Annotated in this window: 17 protein-coding genes; 15 read left to right on the forward strand and 2 right to left on the reverse strand. The window is 57.4% G+C overall.

Translation table 11 applies throughout. From position 1 onward, the window contains the following. Positions 1-37 precede the first annotated feature (37 nt). From RBB77_RS13630 to RBB77_RS13700, 15 genes are all read left to right on the forward strand, one after another. On the forward strand, positions 38-1,852 hold the full coding sequence (locus RBB77_RS13630) for a hypothetical protein (RefSeq protein WP_353062293.1): 1,815 nt from the start codon (positions 38-40) through the stop codon (positions 1,850-1,852). A gap of 48 nt (positions 1,853-1,900) precedes the next feature. Further along, positions 1,901-2,395 carry a flagellar hook capping FlgD N-terminal domain-containing protein gene (locus tag RBB77_RS13635; protein ID WP_353062294.1) on the forward strand — a complete coding sequence of 165 codons (495 nt, stop codon included), beginning with the start codon at positions 1,901-1,903 and terminating at the stop codon, positions 2,393-2,395. 85 nt (positions 2,396-2,480) lie between these two features. After that, positions 2,481-3,716, forward strand: a complete 1,236-nt coding sequence (locus RBB77_RS13640) for a flagellar hook protein FlgE (protein ID WP_353062295.1) — start codon at positions 2,481-2,483, stop codon at positions 3,714-3,716. Positions 3,717-3,895: 179 nt separating this feature from the next. Continuing rightward, positions 3,896-4,483: a flagellar basal body-associated FliL family protein gene (locus RBB77_RS13645; RefSeq protein WP_353062296.1), complete on the forward strand. Its 588-nt coding sequence runs from the start codon at positions 3,896-3,898 to the stop codon at positions 4,481-4,483. A 45-nt stretch (positions 4,484-4,528) separates the two neighbouring features. Continuing rightward, positions 4,529-4,867 (forward strand): FliM/FliN family flagellar motor C-terminal domain-containing protein, encoded by a 339-nt coding sequence (locus RBB77_RS13650; RefSeq protein ID WP_353062297.1) that lies wholly within the window; start codon positions 4,529-4,531, stop codon positions 4,865-4,867. Between the two features lie 52 nt (positions 4,868-4,919). Next, entirely contained in the window at positions 4,920-5,228 is a 309-nt protein-coding gene (locus RBB77_RS13655; protein WP_353062298.1) for a flagellar biosynthetic protein FliO, read from the forward strand. Further along, positions 5,219-6,136, forward strand: coding sequence for a flagellar type III secretion system pore protein FliP (gene fliP / locus RBB77_RS13660; RefSeq protein WP_353062299.1), 918 nt, complete (start codon positions 5,219-5,221; stop codon positions 6,134-6,136). The genes RBB77_RS13655 and fliP overlap by 10 nt, the downstream gene beginning before the upstream one ends. Before the next feature lie 30 nt (positions 6,137-6,166). Next, positions 6,167-6,436 (forward strand): flagellar biosynthetic protein FliQ, encoded by a 270-nt coding sequence (locus tag RBB77_RS13665; RefSeq protein ID WP_353062300.1) that lies wholly within the window; start codon positions 6,167-6,169, stop codon positions 6,434-6,436. Positions 6,437-6,443: 7 nt separating this feature from the next. Next, positions 6,444-7,226, forward strand: coding sequence for a flagellar biosynthetic protein FliR (locus RBB77_RS13670; protein WP_353062301.1), 783 nt, complete (start codon positions 6,444-6,446; stop codon positions 7,224-7,226). A gap of 99 nt (positions 7,227-7,325) precedes the next feature. Then, a complete protein-coding gene (locus RBB77_RS13675) occupies positions 7,326-8,516 on the forward strand; it encodes an EscU/YscU/HrcU family type III secretion system export apparatus switch protein (protein WP_353062302.1) in 1,191 nt (396 codons plus the stop codon). A gap of 35 nt (positions 8,517-8,551) precedes the next feature. Then, positions 8,552-10,636, forward strand: coding sequence for a flagellar biosynthesis protein FlhA (gene flhA / locus RBB77_RS13680; protein WP_353067631.1), 2,085 nt, complete (start codon positions 8,552-8,554; stop codon positions 10,634-10,636). A gap of 75 nt (positions 10,637-10,711) precedes the next feature. Beyond that, positions 10,712-11,632: a sigma-70 family RNA polymerase sigma factor gene (locus RBB77_RS13685; protein ID WP_353062303.1), complete on the forward strand. Its 921-nt coding sequence runs from the start codon at positions 10,712-10,714 to the stop codon at positions 11,630-11,632. A gap of 50 nt (positions 11,633-11,682) precedes the next feature. Then, positions 11,683-12,696, forward strand: coding sequence for a flagellar motor switch protein FliM (locus RBB77_RS13690; protein WP_353062304.1), 1,014 nt, complete (start codon positions 11,683-11,685; stop codon positions 12,694-12,696). A gap of 13 nt (positions 12,697-12,709) precedes the next feature. Next, the gene (gene fliN, locus RBB77_RS13695) at positions 12,710-13,018 is read left to right on the forward strand and encodes a flagellar motor switch protein FliN (protein WP_183980634.1); all 309 of its coding nucleotides are present in this window, start codon (positions 12,710-12,712) and stop codon (positions 13,016-13,018) included. Next, the gene (locus RBB77_RS13700; protein ID WP_353062305.1) at positions 13,006-14,013 is read left to right on the forward strand and encodes a hypothetical protein; all 1,008 of its coding nucleotides are present in this window, start codon (positions 13,006-13,008) and stop codon (positions 14,011-14,013) included. Before fliN ends, RBB77_RS13700 begins: the two co-directional genes overlap by 13 nt. Positions 14,014-14,086: 73 nt before the next feature. On the opposite strand, the gene RBB77_RS13705 is transcribed toward RBB77_RS13700, so the two are convergent. Together RBB77_RS13705 and RBB77_RS13710 are read right to left on the reverse strand one after the other, a co-directional pair. After that, positions 14,087-14,455, reverse strand: coding sequence for a peptidoglycan-binding domain-containing protein (locus RBB77_RS13705; protein ID WP_434557117.1), 369 nt, complete (start codon positions 14,453-14,455; stop codon positions 14,087-14,089). 252 nt (positions 14,456-14,707) lie between these two features. Then, positions 14,708-16,369, reverse strand: a complete 1,662-nt coding sequence (locus RBB77_RS13710; RefSeq protein ID WP_353062307.1) for a trypsin-like peptidase domain-containing protein — start codon at positions 16,367-16,369, stop codon at positions 14,708-14,710. Positions 16,370-16,397 lie beyond the last annotated feature (28 nt).

Consider the following 16,397-nt stretch of genomic DNA (forward strand, 5'->3'; position numbering starts at 1 on the left):
AATTGCATCGGCTGCAAGAGATGGGCGAGGGACAGAGATGATGAGCACGGCGATTCTGATGTCGATGGGCGCGGAACAGAGTACGAAGCGTCCGGTTGCCCAAGAGGTAGATAAGTTAGAAGGACCCACGTTCGCGCAGGCCCTTGATGCTCGCGTGGGTATCCCTTCGGAGACGGTGGACAAGGATTCTGCTGCGGGAGCTCCGCCTGAGTTGCGGACAACTGCGGAGGCGACGGCTGGTCCAAGCGCGTGGAATTTGGAGGCCTCAGTAGGAGGCTCTGCGGCGTTAGTGGAGAAGGGATCTGCGGCTGGAACACTGCCCGAAGGGAGTACTCCCAAGTCGGAGTTAGTCACTAAGAATTTGATTGACGTGCCTGAGTTGACGGCTGCGGGGAAGGCAAAGACGCTTGCGGGCCAGGTGGTCTCAAGCGGAGGTGCTAGCAAAGAGATCGCAGGCGCCAAGAGTAGTCCCTCGCAGACTGTGGCTGCAGCAGAGCCGGAGTGTTTTGTAGAGACGAAAGATTCAGGAACTCAAGTTGCTGAGCTATCCGAGAACACGGAAGGGATCACAGGGGAGACGCTAACGGGTCTGCCCCTTGCTGCGGCCTCAGGCATACGGACTGGGGCGGTAAATCCGGTGGAGGGCCAGCGGGACGAGAATCAGGTTCTGATACCCAGCCTCGAGACGCCTGTGACTTCGAAGGGGATTGCGGCGACAGGCACAGCGCCGGAGACTGCCACCGCGAAGAAGACAATCAAAACGCAAGGGAGTGATGCAACGGCAGCAGTTGCTTCGAAGGGCGGCACGACTGCAGTCCATGCGGTGACAGATGAGGCTAAGGCTGCGCAGGGCGTTGTGATACAGGTTCCCGCTCCGTTGTCTGGTCACACAGAGGCATATGTCGCCTCGACCGTTTCACATAACGCTATGAGTGATGGGGCTGCAGATGGAACGGCCCTCGTTAGTGCGGCTGCGAGCAACACAACATCGATTGCGGGGACGACCTCAACTGCAGATGGCTCGAGTCACAAAAACCTTGTGCAGAGCACGAAAACTCCTGCGTCGAATATTGAGACGACACCTACGGCTTCGGCGGATCCGACCGGAACCGCGAAGGTTGATGTGAGAGCGGAGAGATCATCGGCAGTAACGGGGAATCCAGCCGGCGATGGCGATGGTAAGGGACGAACTGCAGGCGAGTCTCTGGGGACCTCGATTCATTCGGTGGTTTCTGGGAGCGATCTTACGAGTGCGGCGGTGCCGTCTGGTGTGACAGGGCTAGTGAAGCTGCCAAACGGAGAGTCGGGCGCACAGACTTCGGGACTGACTACTGGACTCAGAGAGCAGGATGGTTCAGGTGCGGTTGCGCGGTCCTTCGAGTCAATGCCACGAACTTTGTCGGCGACTCCAACGGCGCTTGAGGTTGGGATTCCTGATGGCACACACGGGTGGTTGAAGGTTCGGGCTGAGATGACAGACGGCGGTGTCGTGAATGCTTCGGTCTCGGCGGCGTCTTCGGCGAGCCAGGAGATGCTGCATCGGGAGCTGCCCTCGCTGACGGCCTATCTCCAGGCGGAGAAGGTTGCGGTGAATTCGGTTGTTGTTCATCCGGCGGCGGGCACAGGAACTGACTCGCGAGGCTACTCAGCCGGAACAGAGAGTGGCGCAAATGGACAAACGCCACAGGGAAGTAACGAAGGAGGAGAGCAACGACAGAGTTCTGTGAATGCGGCCACGGAGGCTACAGAGGATGTCTCGAGCTATCAGGAATTGCGGGGAGTTGGAGAGGATGGGACGCTACCGCTGACCGTCTATGAAGGCGGCGGAAGCTGGTTGAGCGTTAGGGCATAACGCACAGATCAAATTTCAACAAACTACATGGGATGAGGAGATAGAAGGATGGATTGGTCACAACTAAATTCGTTTGTAACATCGGGAGCGTCGTCGGCAGGAACAGTGGCTTCGGCACTGGCTCCGAAGCAGGCGGCCGTACATGCGACGCCGAAGGCGACGTCGACCAACGGAACATCTAACAGCGGATCAGCTAGCAGCAGTGCGGCGAGCGATCCATCGGATATCACGTCGGATGATTTTCTGACGTTGCTGGTGAGTGAGCTCCAGAACCAGGATCCTACGCAGCCGACGGATCCAAACCAATACATCACACAGTTGGCACAGGTGAACAGTCTCGAACAGCTCATTTCGATCAACCAGGGAATTGGGACCCTTGATGGTGCAGTATCAGCTCCTGCTCCTCCATCTGGCTCTGGTTCCAGCTCCGCTTCCGGGGCGAGCTCGGATGCGGTGGCTGCAGCTACGAGCGCAAACGCTGCGTTGGGTTTGCAGTCGATTCCAGGACAGAACGCGATATGGGGCGGCTCGACGGCGAGCTAAGCCACAATGGACAGCCTGTGGCGCCCGTTTACCGACGGTCCGCGCGGTCAACAGAACTATAACCAGAAAGAACAGGGAGAAGAAGATGGGAAATTTTTCGATTGCACTGTCAGGACTTGAGGCTGACACGACTGCGTTGAACACGATTGGAAACAATCTGGCGAACCTCAACACGACGGCTTATAAGGGGCAGACGACTTCGTTCGAAGATCTCTTTCATCAACAGCTTGGAGAGTCCGGGGCGGGCGATCCGATCCAGGTGGGATCAGGAACCAAGGTCGGTTCGACCTCGACTGATTTCAGTGAGGGAACGCTTTTGCCTGATGCCAACGGGAACACGAGCGATATGGCTCTGGACGGCAATGGCTTTTTCATCGTGGAGCAAAATGGCCAGCAGTCGCTGACCAGGGCAGGAAACTTTACGGTGGGCAACAGCGGTAGTTTGACGACGCAGGACGGTCAGTTTGTATTGGGTTACCCGGCGACGAGCGGCGTGGTGAATACGAACACCAATCCCGCACCGATCACGCTTCCGGTGGGCGCGACCGAAGGAGCTCAGGCGACACAGAATATTTCGGTGACCGCGAACCTGAACTCGGGCGCGACAGTTGGCACAACGTTTACGACGCCAATACAGGTGTTTGACTCGCTCGGCCAGAGCCATCAGGTAACGATTACCTATGATAAAACCGCTACAAACACCTGGAGCTACTCTATTGCATTGCCCGCCGGCGATGCGACTGGAACCCCGGTAAACACTACCGGAACTCTTACCTTTGATTCGAGCGGAAACCTGACGTCACCAACTGGAGCAATCAGCGGGATCAGCTTTCCCACGATGGCCGATGGAGCCAGTGATCTTACCTTCAACTGGAATCTAAACGGAGGGGGAACAAGCCCTCTACTCACACAGTTGGCTTCCGCGAACAGCAACGGCGCGACTCCTCAGGATGGTTTCACAAGTGGTAACTACACGGGATTCACAGTGGACCCCAGTGGCGTGATTCAAGCTAAGTTCAGCAACGGCAACTCGCAGACGATCGGTCAGATTGCGGTGGCGAATGTTGCTAACGTGCAGGGCCTGGTCTCCGTGGGAGGCAATAACTTCCAGACGACGGGGGCCTCGGGGCAGTTCGTTGCCGGAGTGGCGGGAACCGGCGGGCGCGGTGTAGTGGATGACAGTACGCTCGAACAGTCCAACGTCAATATTTCAACAGAATTCTCTAATCTGATTGTTGCGCAAAGGGCGTTCGAGGCCAACTCGAAGACGGTAACTACCTTCGATACGATCTCGCAGGATGTGATTGGGATGGTTCGGTAATATCTCCTGAAGCTGGTTGAGGCGGCTTAGCGGGTGCGGGACCGGAAGATCGGTCCGACCGGCTGGCCGCCTCGGCTGTTCTTCCTGTTCAAGAGCGAGCCCTACGGTACGGAACCTGAAAATTCGCTAATGTTCTCAGACTCTGAACTGGCCACCCGCTTGCAATCTCTTCAGGCATCATGGCTACTTCACCTACAGTTCTTGCTGGCGTCTCTTCTACGGTTCCTCCGGATTCCCCTCCCGCTGCAACGGCAGCTCCGGTGGCGGCTAAGTTTCCACTCATTCCTTTATTGATTGCCGTGGTGTTGGGAGTCGTTGTCGCCACGTTGGGTGTTGGCGGCGTTGTGTACTACCTGGTGCGGACGGGTCGGCTACCTGGACGAGAAGGGGCAGCTCACAGGGCGGAAGCTGCAGCCCCGGCCGCGACTCATGCCATGGTGCTGGATCCGTTACTGGTTAACCTCGCGGATGCGGGCGGGAGCTCGTACCTCCGGATCGCTATGACTTTGCGTGTGGCAGATTCCGCAGAAGGTAAAGACGCGAAGCCCAAGGAAGAAAAGCCCAAAGATGGCAAAGAGAACAGTGATGCCGTCGCCTCGGTACGCGACACGATGTTGACGGTGCTTGGGCAACAGACTGCGGACCGTCTACTGGCCGTTGATGGCAAAGAAGAGTTGAAGACAGAGTTGAAGACGGCGTTGGCCGAACATAACGCTGATCTGAAGGTGATGGATGTGTTTTTCACCGACTTTCTGGTTCAGCGCTAACACGAGATTTTGACTCGCAGAAGAGACGAGCGGACAGGGAGAGAGATGACGGGGACAGAGCTTGCGGTGGCCGGTATGGGGAGTGTTGGGACGAAGAGTCTGGATCTGGTAAAGACGGCGCCTGGTGCTCCATGGATAACGCGGATTGAAGAGCATCCATCGTGGGAGATGCTGTCGCAATTGCGGATCACGATGCGGGTAGGAGTGCCTTTGAATCGGTTCCGGGTGCGCGACGTGCTGACGCTGAAGGTAGGCCAGGTGTTTGAAAGCGGTTCGCCTGAAACGGAAGATGTACCGCTGATGGTCGGTCAGGTGCAGTTGGGTTGGAGTGAGTTTGAGGTCGTGGATCAGCGGCTGGGACTTCGGTTGACACGCCTCGGGTAGGGGTGCAGCGCTGCATGGAAAGTTGACTAAGTGTGTCGAGCGAGGAGTTGAGATGCGGTTTATGCAGGGTGTGAGACCACGAAATTTGAACGAAGCCGCGGCGTCCGAGGTTCAGGGACTTGCGGGATGGGTGTTAGGTCTGGCGCAGAGTTGGCGCGAGCCGCGAGTCTCTCAGAAGAAACAGCTCCAGTTGGTGGAGACACTGTCGCTTGGCGGGAAACGGCAACTGATGTTGGTGACGTGCGCGGGGGAGAGCTTTCTGGTTGGTGGCAGCTTCGAGAGTGTGGAGACAATCGTTCGGCTGAGAGCTGAGTCTTCGACGAGCCTCACGACGGACAGGATGGATGAACTATGCCGGTGAAAACCGCACTTCGCTGGCTGGTGCTTGCGCTGACAGTGTTGGCGATGGCTTTGCCTGTGGCTTATGCGCAGGCAGAGGGCAGGATGATGGTCGCAGCGGCGGTGGCGCCGGAGTCATTCTGGGTTAAGAAGCCGGCGGGAAGCTCTATTGCCGTTCACGGTCAGACGCAGTCAAAGAACGCCAAAGCTGGTGTGAAGACTCATGGGGTCGGAACGGGCGCGAACACTGCTACTGCGGCTTCGGGTGCGAAGAAGAACGATTCGATCGCATCTGAGCTGGCGGGAAGCAAGAGCGTTCCGTGGTCGATCGTCGTTGGCCTGACACTGTTGACCCTGCTGCCGGCACTGTTGCTGTCGATGACTCCCATGGTGCGGCTTCTTGTGGTGTTTCATTTTTTGCGGCAGGCGCTGGGGACACAGACTGCTCCGTCAAACCAGATCTTAATGGGACTGGCGTTGATGATGACCTGGTTTCTGATGCAGCCGGTTCTGCTGGAGGTCGAGCATACCGCTGTCGCTCCGTACAGCGCGGGGACGATAACGGGGGAGCAGGCACTGGACCTCGGAGTGGCACCCGTAAAGAGATACATGCTGCGCTATGCGCGGGAGAAGGATCTTGCAGTATTTGCTTCGGCGGGGATGGCCACGCGACCGAATAAGAGAGAGGACCTGCCGATTCAGGTCGTGGTCCCCGCATACATCCTGAGCGAGTTGAAGGCAGGGTTTCAGATTGGCGCGATCTTGTTTCTGCCGTTTCTGCTGGTGGATTTAGTTGTGGCAAGTATTACGACCTCGATTGGCATGATGCAGCTGCCACCGGTCGTGATTTCGACACCTTTGAAGATTTTGCTCTTCGTAATGATCGACGGGTGGAGTTTGTTGGCAGATCAGCTGATTAAGAGCTTTTAGTGCGGCGAGTAAGTCGCGATCGGAGCGGAGATGGGACCGGATCAGACGGTAGAGATTATGCGGCGAGTGTTGATTGAGGCGATGCTTTTGAGCGCACCTCTGCTGGTGGCGGCGGCCCTGGTAAGTCTTGCCGTGAGTTTACTGCAGACCCTCACGAGCGTGCAGGAGCAGACGCTGACGGCCGTTCCGAGGTTGGTGGTGGTCTTTGTCATCACTGTGGCGGTGCTGCCATGGATGGTGCATCGGCTGGTTGGATTTACGGTGCGTTTGTTCACTGACTTTCACAAGTACCTGGGATAGAGGCGCAATGAATCGCGAAGTGAGTGGATTGACAGCGGATTGGCCGCAGTACCTGACGGCAGCGGTGCTGGTGATGGTGCGGCTGAGCGGGCTGATGGTATTCGCTCCGGTCTTCTCTTCTTCGGCGATTGCCCCGCGGATCAAGGCCGGGTTTGTGTTTGCGATGACGATTCTGCTGGCGCCAGCAGTGGCGATGGTTCCGGGGGCGCGAGCCGTGCTTGACGGGAGAGCTTTGCTTGGGGAGCTGAGCGTGGGGCTGCTGTTTGGACTTTCGCTGATGCTGTTGAATGAGGCTCTGACTTTTGCAGGGACGCTATTGGGATTGCAGTTCAGCTTTTCGCTGGTGAATCTGCTAGACCCCAACGCGATGATCGAGACGGCGGTGCTGGGACAGATGCTGAGCTGGCTGGGCGTGCTGGTGATCATCGGCTCAGGGCTGGATCGTAGCTTGCTGGCCGCGGTGGTGAGGAGCTTTTCTGCTGTGCCCGTGGGGCAGGCGGTGATGCAGGCGAAGACCGGAGTAGCGCTGGCCATGATGGCGGGTGGAGTCTTTTTGTCCGGAGTGCAGTTGGCTGCTCCTGTAATGGCGGCTGCGTTGGCTGTAGAGGTGACGGTTGCGCTGGTGGCACGGTTGTCGCCTCAGTTGCCTTCGCTTGTGATCAGCGTACCGACTAAGACCATGGTGTCGTACGTAGTGTTGATAGCGAGCCTGGCCGTGTGGCCTGGATGGATTGAGCGACACTTCACGGCGTTGCTGGATGCTGCGGCAAAGCTGTTGGTGCGGGCATGAGACTGGCAATGGGGAGTGAAACCGGACAGTCGGCGGCGTCTGAGATTTTGTGGGGACACGCGATCGTGCTGGTGGGCTGTTGCTGCTTGAGAGGTCCACATGGCAGATAAAGGCACAGAGCAGGCTACTCCATTACGAAAGAAGAAAGCGAAGGATAAGGGCGATAGCGTTCATAGCCGCGAGTTGCTGTCAGCGATGGCAATGCTCGGCGGCATCATGATGCTCGGCGCGATGTCGAATGGGTTTGTGGCTGACTGGGGCAAGGTGTACCAGGAGAGTCTCCGCTCCGCTACGACAAATGTGAGCGGCTTGAATGGACAGAGCGGAGAACAGCTTTTCAACGTGGCTGTGCGCCGTATTCTCGTGCCCGCGCTTATGCCTGTGGGGTTCGTCATGGCGGCAAGCTTCGCCGGTGCGCTGGTGTCGGGAGTGGCACAGAGCGGTGGCGTGCAGATCTATCCGAGTACGTTGGAGCTTAAATTTTCGAAGCTGAATCCAGTTACGAACTTGGGAAACCTGTTCAGCTTGCGATCGGCGACACGATTGGTGAAGTCGTTGGTCCCGGCAGCGGTCATGGTTGTGCTGGGCTGGGGCGCTCTGAAGGCGTTGATGATTCCGATGCCGGTGATGAGTCTGCTGCGACTGCCTGCGACGTTTTCTGCGGCGTACGGGTTGGCGCTCGATGCCGCGTGGGTGACGCTGGTGTGGTCCGCGCTCGACTATGCGATCGAGTGGAGGAGCTGGAATCAGCGGCTGAAGATGAGCAAGCAGGAGCTGCGCGAAGAGATGCGCGATGCTATGGGCAATCCGCAGATCAAGGCGAAGATCCGGCAGGCTCAGCGAGCGATGCGTAAGCGCAAGGTGAAGGCGGATATGTCTCGGGCGAGCGTGGTGATTACGAATCCTACGCACTATGCGGTAGCGCTGGAGTTCAGCTTCGAGACGATGTCGGCGCCTACGGTGCTCGCCAAGGGGCGCGATCTGCTGGCCGCGGAGATTCGTGAAGAGGCGCGATGGGCGGGGGTTCCGATTATTGAGAATCCGCCGCTGGCGCGGAGCTTATACAAGATGGTCGAGCCGGGGCAATCGATTCCATTTGATCTGTACGCGGCGGTAGCGGGAATTCTGGCTTTTCTCTATCGGCAAAAGGTAGAGGAGCGTGTGCGACGGGATCGTCAGGCGAACGAGAGAGAGCAGAAGGCCAAATTGGCGAGCCGGCTGTTCGATGGAAGAGGGAACGTGGGAGCGACGGGAATGGTTGGAATGCGTGGTTTTGGAGGTGGGATGTGAGTGAAGCAGCGATAAAGAAGAATAGTGGTTTTCAGATGGCGAAGCTACAGACGCTGATGTTGCCGGTAGCGGCTATCAGCATGGTGTTCGTCATGATTATTCCGGTGCCGAGTGTGGTGCTGGATATTTTGCTGGCAGCCTCCATTACGGCGTCGGTGATTGTGTTTTTGACAGCGGTGCAGGTGCGGCGCGCGGTCGATTTCTCGGTGTTTCCAACGCTGCTTTTGTTGCTGACACTGTTTCGGCTGTCCTTGAATCTGGCATCGAGCCGGAGGATTTTGCTGCATGGACAGGAGGGAACGCATGCCGCAGGTGCGGTGATTGAAGCGTTCGGGCAGTTTGTGGTCGGTGGGAATTATGTGGTCGGGCTGGTTCTGTTTCTTGCGCTGATCGCGATTCAGTTTCTTGTGGTGAGCCATGGTGCGGTGAGAACAGCTGAGGTCACGGCAAGATTTACTCTCGACGCTCTGCCGGGTAAGCAGATGGCCATCGACGCGGATATGAATGCAGGCTTGATCGATGAGCAAGGAGCGAGGAAGAGAAGACAGGCCATCGCTCGCGAGGCTGAGTTCTACGGCGCGATGGATGGCGCGGCTAAGTTCAATCAACGAGATTCGCTGGCGACGATTTTGATTACGGCGATCAACATCGTGGCTGGATTGTTGATCGGGGTGTTGCAGCATGGCACGGATCTGGCTACTGCGGTAAAGACCTACACCATTCTGACGGTCGGCGATGGTCTCGTAACGATGATCCCCAGCCTGCTGGTTTCGATTGCAGGTGGCATGGTGCTGACGCGGGCTTCGTCTGCTGGGTCGCTCGACGAAGAGCTGGGTACGCAACTGTTACGGGGACGCAATACGCTCTGGATCGCCTGCGGTGTGCTGCTTGGGCTGGCTCTGATTCCTGGATTGCCGAAGCTGTCGTTTGTGTTGCTGGCAGTTGGCGTTGGATTGATTGCGCGGCGGCTTCCCGCGGCGAAGGACGCTTCTTTACTGTTGGCGGAGGAGACCTCCGGAGTTGCTGCGAAGGGCGATAAAGCGAAAGCAGCGGATGCAGCGAAGGGTGAGAATCTGGCCTCGTTGCTGAAGATGGATGAGCTGACGTTGGAGATCGGATTCCAGCTGATTCCCATGGTGGACGAGAAGCAGGGCGGACAAATGCTCAACCGCGTGCGTGCGCTGCGGAGACACCTGGCGACCGAGCTTGGGTTTATCGTTCCGCCGATTCATATTACGGACAACCTGCGGCTGAAGCCGCGTGAGTATGTTGTGAGTCTTCGCGGGATCGAGATTGCGCGTTGGCAGACAGAGCAAAACTGGTTGCTGGCCGTGAACTCAGATCCAAAAGCGCGTGTGCTGCCTGGCGTGGAGACGAAAGAGCCGGCGTTTGGCGTGCAGGCCCGGTGGATTCAGCCTGGGTTGGAGGAGCAGGCTCTTGCTGCAGGCTACTCGGTAGTGGATCAGACCACTGTGATTGGAACGCATCTCGGTGAGTTGATTCGAAGGCATGCACATGAACTACTGGGCCGGCAGGAGGTGAAGCGTCTGTTGGACAGCTTGAATGACAGTCATCCCAAGTTGGTGGAAGAGCTGGTACCAAAGATGATGACGCTGGGCGAGGTTCAGCGCGTGCTGCAGCAGCTACTGCGGGAGCAGGTTTCGATTCGCGACCTGGGGGCGATCCTCGAGATCCTGGTGGAAGCCGCGCAGCAGTCGAAGAACTTGGTGCACCTGGTGGAGAGTGTGCGGCAGTCGCTGGGGAGGGGGCTGGTGCATTCCCTGCTGGATGGCGAAGGCGGATTGAAGGTGCTGGTGCTGGAGCCGGACCTTGAGAGCGAACTGCAGCAGACTTTTGATCCACAGGGCGCCGGGTTGCTGTTGGGGGATGGATCACGACCAGCGGGCATGCGCTCGGACTTTCTGAAGCGGCTGGTGGAATCTGTGAAACGCCTAACCGGAGGAGCGGCCACCTCGGCACTCCCCGTGCTTCTATGTCCGAGTCCAGCCCGTTATCACGTGCGACGTTGGCTGGAGCCGTTTTTGCCGAAGGTGACGGTGCTGGCGCCAGGAGAGATTCCTCCTGAGATTCGAGTACGGAGCATTGGCACGGTTGGGTAGAGATAGGTCGAAGAGAGACAGCAGGACGGTTCGGGGCAGATCAGGAATGGAGGAAGTATGAACACAGGGGGTTCGATGCCGATACAGATTGGACAAAGGTTGTCGAAGGGGAAGCTCTCCGGAGAGCAATGGGCTTCGTCGGAGGCTGCACAATTTGATGAGATGGCGGGTCTGAAGGAGACGGCCATATTTGCCCCGTTCACCGCTGAGGGGCTAGGGGCGACGGAGGGTGGCAGTGCAACCGAGCGGGACATGCTTTTGATGGAGCACCTGCCAACGGTGCGCTACCTCGCACGACGTATCCATGAACGGCTGCCTCAGCATGTGGAGTTGGATGACCTGGTTTCCGCCGGAGTGGTTGGGTTGATCGATGCCTTTTCGAAGTTTGACCACAAGAAAAAGGTGCAGTTCAAAAGCTATGCGCAGTTCAGGATTCGTGGAGCGATTCTTGATTCGCTGCGTACTCTGGACTGGAGCCCAAGAGAGTTGCGACGTAAAGGAAGGGCCGTTGAAGAGGCGATTCGTGCGGTGACGCAGCGGGTGGGACGAGCGCCGTCTGAGCAGGAGATTGCTCGGGAGATGGAGCTGACACTGGCGGAGTATCAGGCGCTGTTGGGAGATCTGAAGGGCCTTGAGATCGGCAGTCTGCACATGGAACGGTCGGAGGACTCGGGTGACGAAGAGCTTGCTTACGTGCCCGGAGCACCAGAGGATGATCCGCTCTTTCGTTGCTTGAAAGGGGAGATGAAGCAGCGACTGGCGGATGCGATCGACGAACTTCCGGAGAAGGAGCGGATGGTATTGACACTGTACTACTACGAAGAGCTCACGATGAAAGAGATTGGACTGACTTTGGGCGTGGTGGAGTCGAGAGTCTCGCAGATCCACTCTTCGGCGGTGTTGCGACTGAGGGCGTCTCTTGCGAGTCTGCGGCCGGGAGATTCGGTCGGAGTGGTGAAGGCGAAGGCTTCGAAACGGAAGTCTGGAGTACGTTGACGCTCTGATTGAGTTGTCGTGAGAGATCTCTAACCAGAGAAAGGTATGCAATGGGAAAGCAGCTTGGGCAGGGAGATATCGATGCACTGTTTGCGGCGGCCGGGGCAAATGCTTCTGAGCAGGTAGAGGGCGCAGAGGCCGAGGTGCCTCTGGAGCAGTATGACTTTAGTAGCGCGGGTCAGATTAGCAACGATCAAATGCGTGCGATCAGTTCGGTCAACGACCTGTTTGCCAGGAATCTAATGCATACCCTTGGTGCATGGCTGAGGACCCCGTTCAAGATGAAGCTAGTGGCGGGCGAGCAACTCCCCTTCAGCGAATTTCTGGAGCGGCTCTCATCGCCGAATTACATCTGTTCGATTCGGTTGGAGCCACTTGGGGCAGTTGGGTTGCTGGAACTGGAGCTGGCGCTGGCGTCGCCCATTGTTGATGTATTGCTTGGTGGGGTGGGGCGGGCCTGGCCGGCGCGGGAGTTGACGGATATCGAAGATGCAATTCTGACGTCGGTTGTGCAGATGACGGTGAAGGAGTTGAACCTGGCATGGCAGTCGGTCGGGTTGGAGTTTGTTTTCGAGAAGCGAGAGACTGACGCTGCGGTGGCGCGGTTGCTAACCTCCGGGGAAAAAACGCTGTGTGTCAGCTTCGAGGCGCGTATGCCTGAGGCTCAGGGTGCGATGAACATCTGCCTCCCGGCAGTTGTCTTGAATGCGATTCTGCGACGGTTGATCTCTGAGGGGGATCGTCCCAAGAGACGATCGAAGGAGGCGCAGGCAAGGATGCGCGAGCTGTTGGCTGAGGTAAAGTTCGGCACCGCGCTGCAGTTTCCATCAATGCGTCTAAAGGCGAGTGAGTTGGCGGCCCTGGAGCCGGGCACGGTGTTGCGTCTTCCGTTAGCGAAGCACTCGATCTCGGAGCTGCGCGTTGGCGGTCTGCAGCTTGGGAGAGCGCACCCGGTGCGGACTGGCGAGCATCGCGGGGCTCAGTTAGAGGGCGAGATCGACGGCGAAATCTTAAACGATGCCTTGGAGAGTCAGGGCGTGGTCGAAACCATGAGTGTGAACTAGGAGGGAACGGGTTATGGACAAGGTGATTGGCTCGGATGAGATAGCTGGGATTGATCCAGGGATCGGGCTATTGTGTGACATTGAACTGGATGCGACGCTGCAGTTCGGTTCACGCGATATGCCGTTGCGGGAGGTGTTGCAGTTGGGGCCGGGGGACGTGGTGGAGTTGGACCGCCACGTATCGGAGCCGGTTGACCTGATAGTGGGTGACAGGATTGTGGCTCGGGGTGAGGTGGTCGTTGTCAGTGGCAACTTCGCTCTGCGCATTACCGAGGTGGCGACGCCGCAACTGAGACTGGAGAGCATTCGATGCCTTTTCTAACGAAGAAGACGGGAGCGATGAGGGTGAGCGCACTGATGCCGAGTGCCTTGAGGGCAGGGAATGGAGTGGCCTGGCAGGAGGATGAGTACAGGCCGTCGAACGAGTTGGAAGGATTGACGGGATATGGGTTTCCGTCTCCTAAGGAAAAAACATCGCAGCGAAGGGTCTGCGGAAACTTAGAGTGTGAGAGTGGTTGGACGATGCCATGGCGAAATCGGCGGCGGCCGATCTTCGAAGGACAGTGGGGCTGCAGCGGACGTTGTGTGCTCACAATGGTGCAGGCTGCGGTGCGTCGTGAACTTGGTGAGGGAGGAACGTCAGCTGCTTTGTCTCCGCACCGGCATAGAGTACCGCTCGGCCTGCTCATGCTGGCGCAGGGGTGGATTACTCATCCGCAGCTCCAAAAAGCGTTGGCGGCGCAGCGGGAGAGCGGAACGGGCAAGATTGGAGAATGGCTTTTGAGTGAGTGCGGCGTGGAAGCAGAGCAGATCACGCGTGGGTTGAGCATGCAGTGGGGCTGTCCGGTGCTGACGACCGAAGGGTTTTCTCCAGAGTCGATGGCTCTGGTGATGCCAAGAATATTTGTTGAGAAGTTCGGTTTGCTACCTCTGCGGGTCGCGGGCTCGCGAATTCTGTATCTTGGGTTTACGGATAGGCTGGATGCTTCTTTAGCATTTGCAATGGAACAAATGACAGAGTTGAAGGTGGAGAGTGGAGTTGTTGAGGGGACTCAGTTCGAGGCCGCTCAAAGTAAGCTTCTTGCTTGTGAAGGAGTTGATGCAAAGCTGGAGACCGCGGAAGATAAGGATTCAATGGCGGCGCGAATCACCGCGATTCTGGAGCAGAAACAACCGGTCGCGGCTCGCCTGGTTAGAGTTCATCAGGACTATTGGTTGAGGATGTGGCTGGAGAGTGGCACAGTCGGAAAGACAGGCAGTCTGCCGGTCTCGCACGAAGATGTCAAAGACCACGTTTTCACCATCCGGGTCCAATAGAAACGACTGAATTCTGATCTCATCAAGATAGAAAAGATGGCCGGTTGGCCCTCTTTTGTGCGCGGGGAAATGCCTATCGTTGCATGAAACCTGGAGCTGGCGACATGGAAGGCGCGGCCATTGCGGAGGATGTGCCAGCGCTAATGTTGGAATCCTGCTGGGGGCCGAGACCAAGCTTGATGATCGCTCTGGAATCGGGAATCAGCTTTGTTTGCCAGCCATTATCTTCCTGAAACTTCTGCATGGCCGATTGGGTCTGAGGATCCCAGTGGCCGGAGGCTTCGCCGGAGAGATAGCCTGACTTGATGAGCGACGCCTGAATCTGCGTTGCTCGCGCGTCATCAATGCCCCGCTGGCCTGCTGGCTTCGTTGCGGAGTGTTTATTCGATAACCTGGGGGATGTCGGTCCGCGACGCGCGTGAGTGAATGCCAAGCATGGCACCGCGGCTGCGAGGAACAACGTCGAGGTTAGGAGTGATTTGCCAAACTGCATAGTGAAACCATTACCTTGGTTTGAATATCGGACAGAGAGTGCAGGATCTGTCGTCAATGTTGAAGGTAGAGTATCCCGTTAGTAACGTGCGTGGCAACAAAAAGGTTGACATGCGGGAATACATCTTTTGGGTGGGTTAGCTCTGAACCAGAGAAGGAGTGATGTTGAGACTGACCCAGTCACTCCCTCTCTGTTCGCTTGCTACGGGAGAGTGCCACCTACGTAGGAGTTGAGGTTTTTCTGGATTGGAGACTGAATGACAAAGACGACGTCGTCTTTGGATTTCAGAGCGGAAACAATGGCTCGATAACTGGCCTCGTCTGTTACCGGTTTGCGATTGATGGCGGTGATGATCGTTCCTTTGCCAAGTCCAATCTCGTCGGCAAAAGAGCCAGGCCGCACGTTCGTAACAATGACTCCGCCTTTGACACCGACCTTAGCGGACAGTGACGCGGGGATTGCCGATACGGTGATGCCGAGTTTGCCTTCTCCTGCATCGGTTTCCTGAGGAGTGGAGGTGTCATCCGGCTGACCAGTGATATCCGCGTATGTCTTGGCGCGATCTCCGATAACGACGTTGGCGCTATTCTGCTTGCCCTCGCGGAGATAACCGAGTTTTACGGTCGAGCCAACGTGCCGAGCAGAGATGTCGTTGACCAGATCGTCGCCATCCTTGATGTTGCGACCGTCAATAGAGACGATCACGTCGCCTGCCTGAATGCCAGCCTTTGCTGCGCCTCCGTTCGGTGTGACGACGCCGACGATGACTCCGCTTGAGAAGCCATACACGCGATTGACAGCGGAGGATTGCGCGACCTGGAACTGAATGCCGATGGAGCCTCGAACCACCTTATGTTCCGGACCGATTAGCATGTTGTAGACGTTTGCGATGATGTTGGCGGGCATCGCGAATCCAACGCCTTGAGAGCCCATCGATTGGGTGTAGATGGCGGTGTTCATTCCAACGACCTGACCAGCCATATCGACAAGCGGACCGCCAGAGTTGCCTGGATTGATCGCGGCGTCGGTCTGGATGAAGCGCTGGAACTGGGTTTGTGAGACTCCATTGGGGCTGGGCTCGTCAATGCTGCGGTTTTTGGCGGAGATAATGCCCGCCGTGACCGTCTTAGAAAGGGCAAATGGGCTGCCAATGGCGAGCACCCAGTCGCCGACCTGTGCCCCGTCGGAGTTGCCAAGTTTGACGGTGGGGAGAGGTTCCTTGGTATCGATCTTGATGACGGCGATGTCGGTGTCTTTGTCGACGCCGATCACTGTGGCGGGACGTCCTTCGTCACCGGGACCACCGTCAGGATCGGTGGAGAGCTTCACGTAGATCTTGTCGGCTTTGTCGACTACGTGGTTGTTGGTGATGATGTAGCCGCGCGAGTCCACGATAAAGCCGGAGCCGAGAGCGCGGCGCTCACCTGCAGCGCCACCGTCACCATCGTCTCCGCCCTGCCCACCGAAGAAGCGATTGAAGAAGTCCTGCATGTCGCCGGGGGACTGCTGGCTGTCGTCGTCACTGTTTGGGTCACTCGGCTGAGGTAGACGCTGACCGCCGCGCTTGCGTTTACTGTTGGATGGCTTGGGTAGCTCTTCGGTGTTGATATTGACGACAGCTGGTCCGACTTGTTTGACGATCTGAGAGAAGCCGTTGGAGAGCGCAACGGGCGATGGAATCACGAGTGGTTTCGCGTCGGTGGAATTGACCTCTGACTGCTCTTTTCCGCTGACGTTGCGCGTAAGAATGGAACCGGCCAGAATGCCGACGGACAAAGTCGCAAGGAGGGTGAACGTCGTGGTGAGGCGATGGGCGCGAATGCGTTCGAGCAGAGTGGAGGAAGTGTTCTTCGGTGTGTCCATTAGTAGATCTTGACCTCAGTGTTATGTG

The sequence above is a fragment of the Tunturibacter psychrotolerans genome (assembly GCF_040359615.1).
Taxonomy (GTDB): Bacteria; Acidobacteriota; Terriglobia; order Terriglobales; family Acidobacteriaceae; genus Edaphobacter; species Edaphobacter psychrotolerans.

Excerpts from the sequence above, each read along its gene's own strand:
- RBB77_RS13630 (WP_353062293.1), top strand. The coding sequence starts at position 38 with ATGATGAGCACGGCGATTCTGATGTCGATGGGCGCGGAACAGAGTACG.
- RBB77_RS13635 (WP_353062294.1), top strand. The coding sequence starts at position 1,901 with ATGGATTGGTCACAACTAAATTCGTTTGTAACATCGGGAGCGTCGTCG.
- RBB77_RS13640 (WP_353062295.1), top strand. The coding sequence starts at position 2,481 with ATGGGAAATTTTTCGATTGCACTGTCAGGACTTGAGGCTGACACGACT.
- RBB77_RS13645 (WP_353062296.1), top strand. The coding sequence starts at position 3,896 with ATGGCTACTTCACCTACAGTTCTTGCTGGCGTCTCTTCTACGGTTCCT.
- RBB77_RS13650 (WP_353062297.1), top strand. The coding sequence starts at position 4,529 with ATGACGGGGACAGAGCTTGCGGTGGCCGGTATGGGGAGTGTTGGGACG.
- RBB77_RS13655 (WP_353062298.1), top strand. The coding sequence starts at position 4,920 with ATGCGGTTTATGCAGGGTGTGAGACCACGAAATTTGAACGAAGCCGCG.
- fliP (WP_353062299.1), top strand. The coding sequence starts at position 5,219 with ATGCCGGTGAAAACCGCACTTCGCTGGCTGGTGCTTGCGCTGACAGTG.
- RBB77_RS13665 (WP_353062300.1), top strand. The coding sequence starts at position 6,167 with ATGGGACCGGATCAGACGGTAGAGATTATGCGGCGAGTGTTGATTGAG.
- RBB77_RS13670 (WP_353062301.1), top strand. The coding sequence starts at position 6,444 with ATGAATCGCGAAGTGAGTGGATTGACAGCGGATTGGCCGCAGTACCTG.
- RBB77_RS13675 (WP_353062302.1), top strand. The coding sequence starts at position 7,326 with ATGGCAGATAAAGGCACAGAGCAGGCTACTCCATTACGAAAGAAGAAA.
- flhA (WP_353067631.1), top strand. The coding sequence starts at position 8,552 with ATGGCGAAGCTACAGACGCTGATGTTGCCGGTAGCGGCTATCAGCATG.
- RBB77_RS13685 (WP_353062303.1), top strand. The coding sequence starts at position 10,712 with ATGCCGATACAGATTGGACAAAGGTTGTCGAAGGGGAAGCTCTCCGGA.
- RBB77_RS13690 (WP_353062304.1), top strand. The coding sequence starts at position 11,683 with ATGGGAAAGCAGCTTGGGCAGGGAGATATCGATGCACTGTTTGCGGCG.
- fliN (WP_183980634.1), top strand. The coding sequence starts at position 12,710 with ATGGACAAGGTGATTGGCTCGGATGAGATAGCTGGGATTGATCCAGGG.
- RBB77_RS13700 (WP_353062305.1), top strand. The coding sequence starts at position 13,006 with ATGCCTTTTCTAACGAAGAAGACGGGAGCGATGAGGGTGAGCGCACTG.
- RBB77_RS13710 (WP_353062307.1), bottom strand. The coding sequence starts at position 16,369 with ATGGACACACCGAAGAACACTTCCTCCACTCTGCTCGAACGCATTCGC.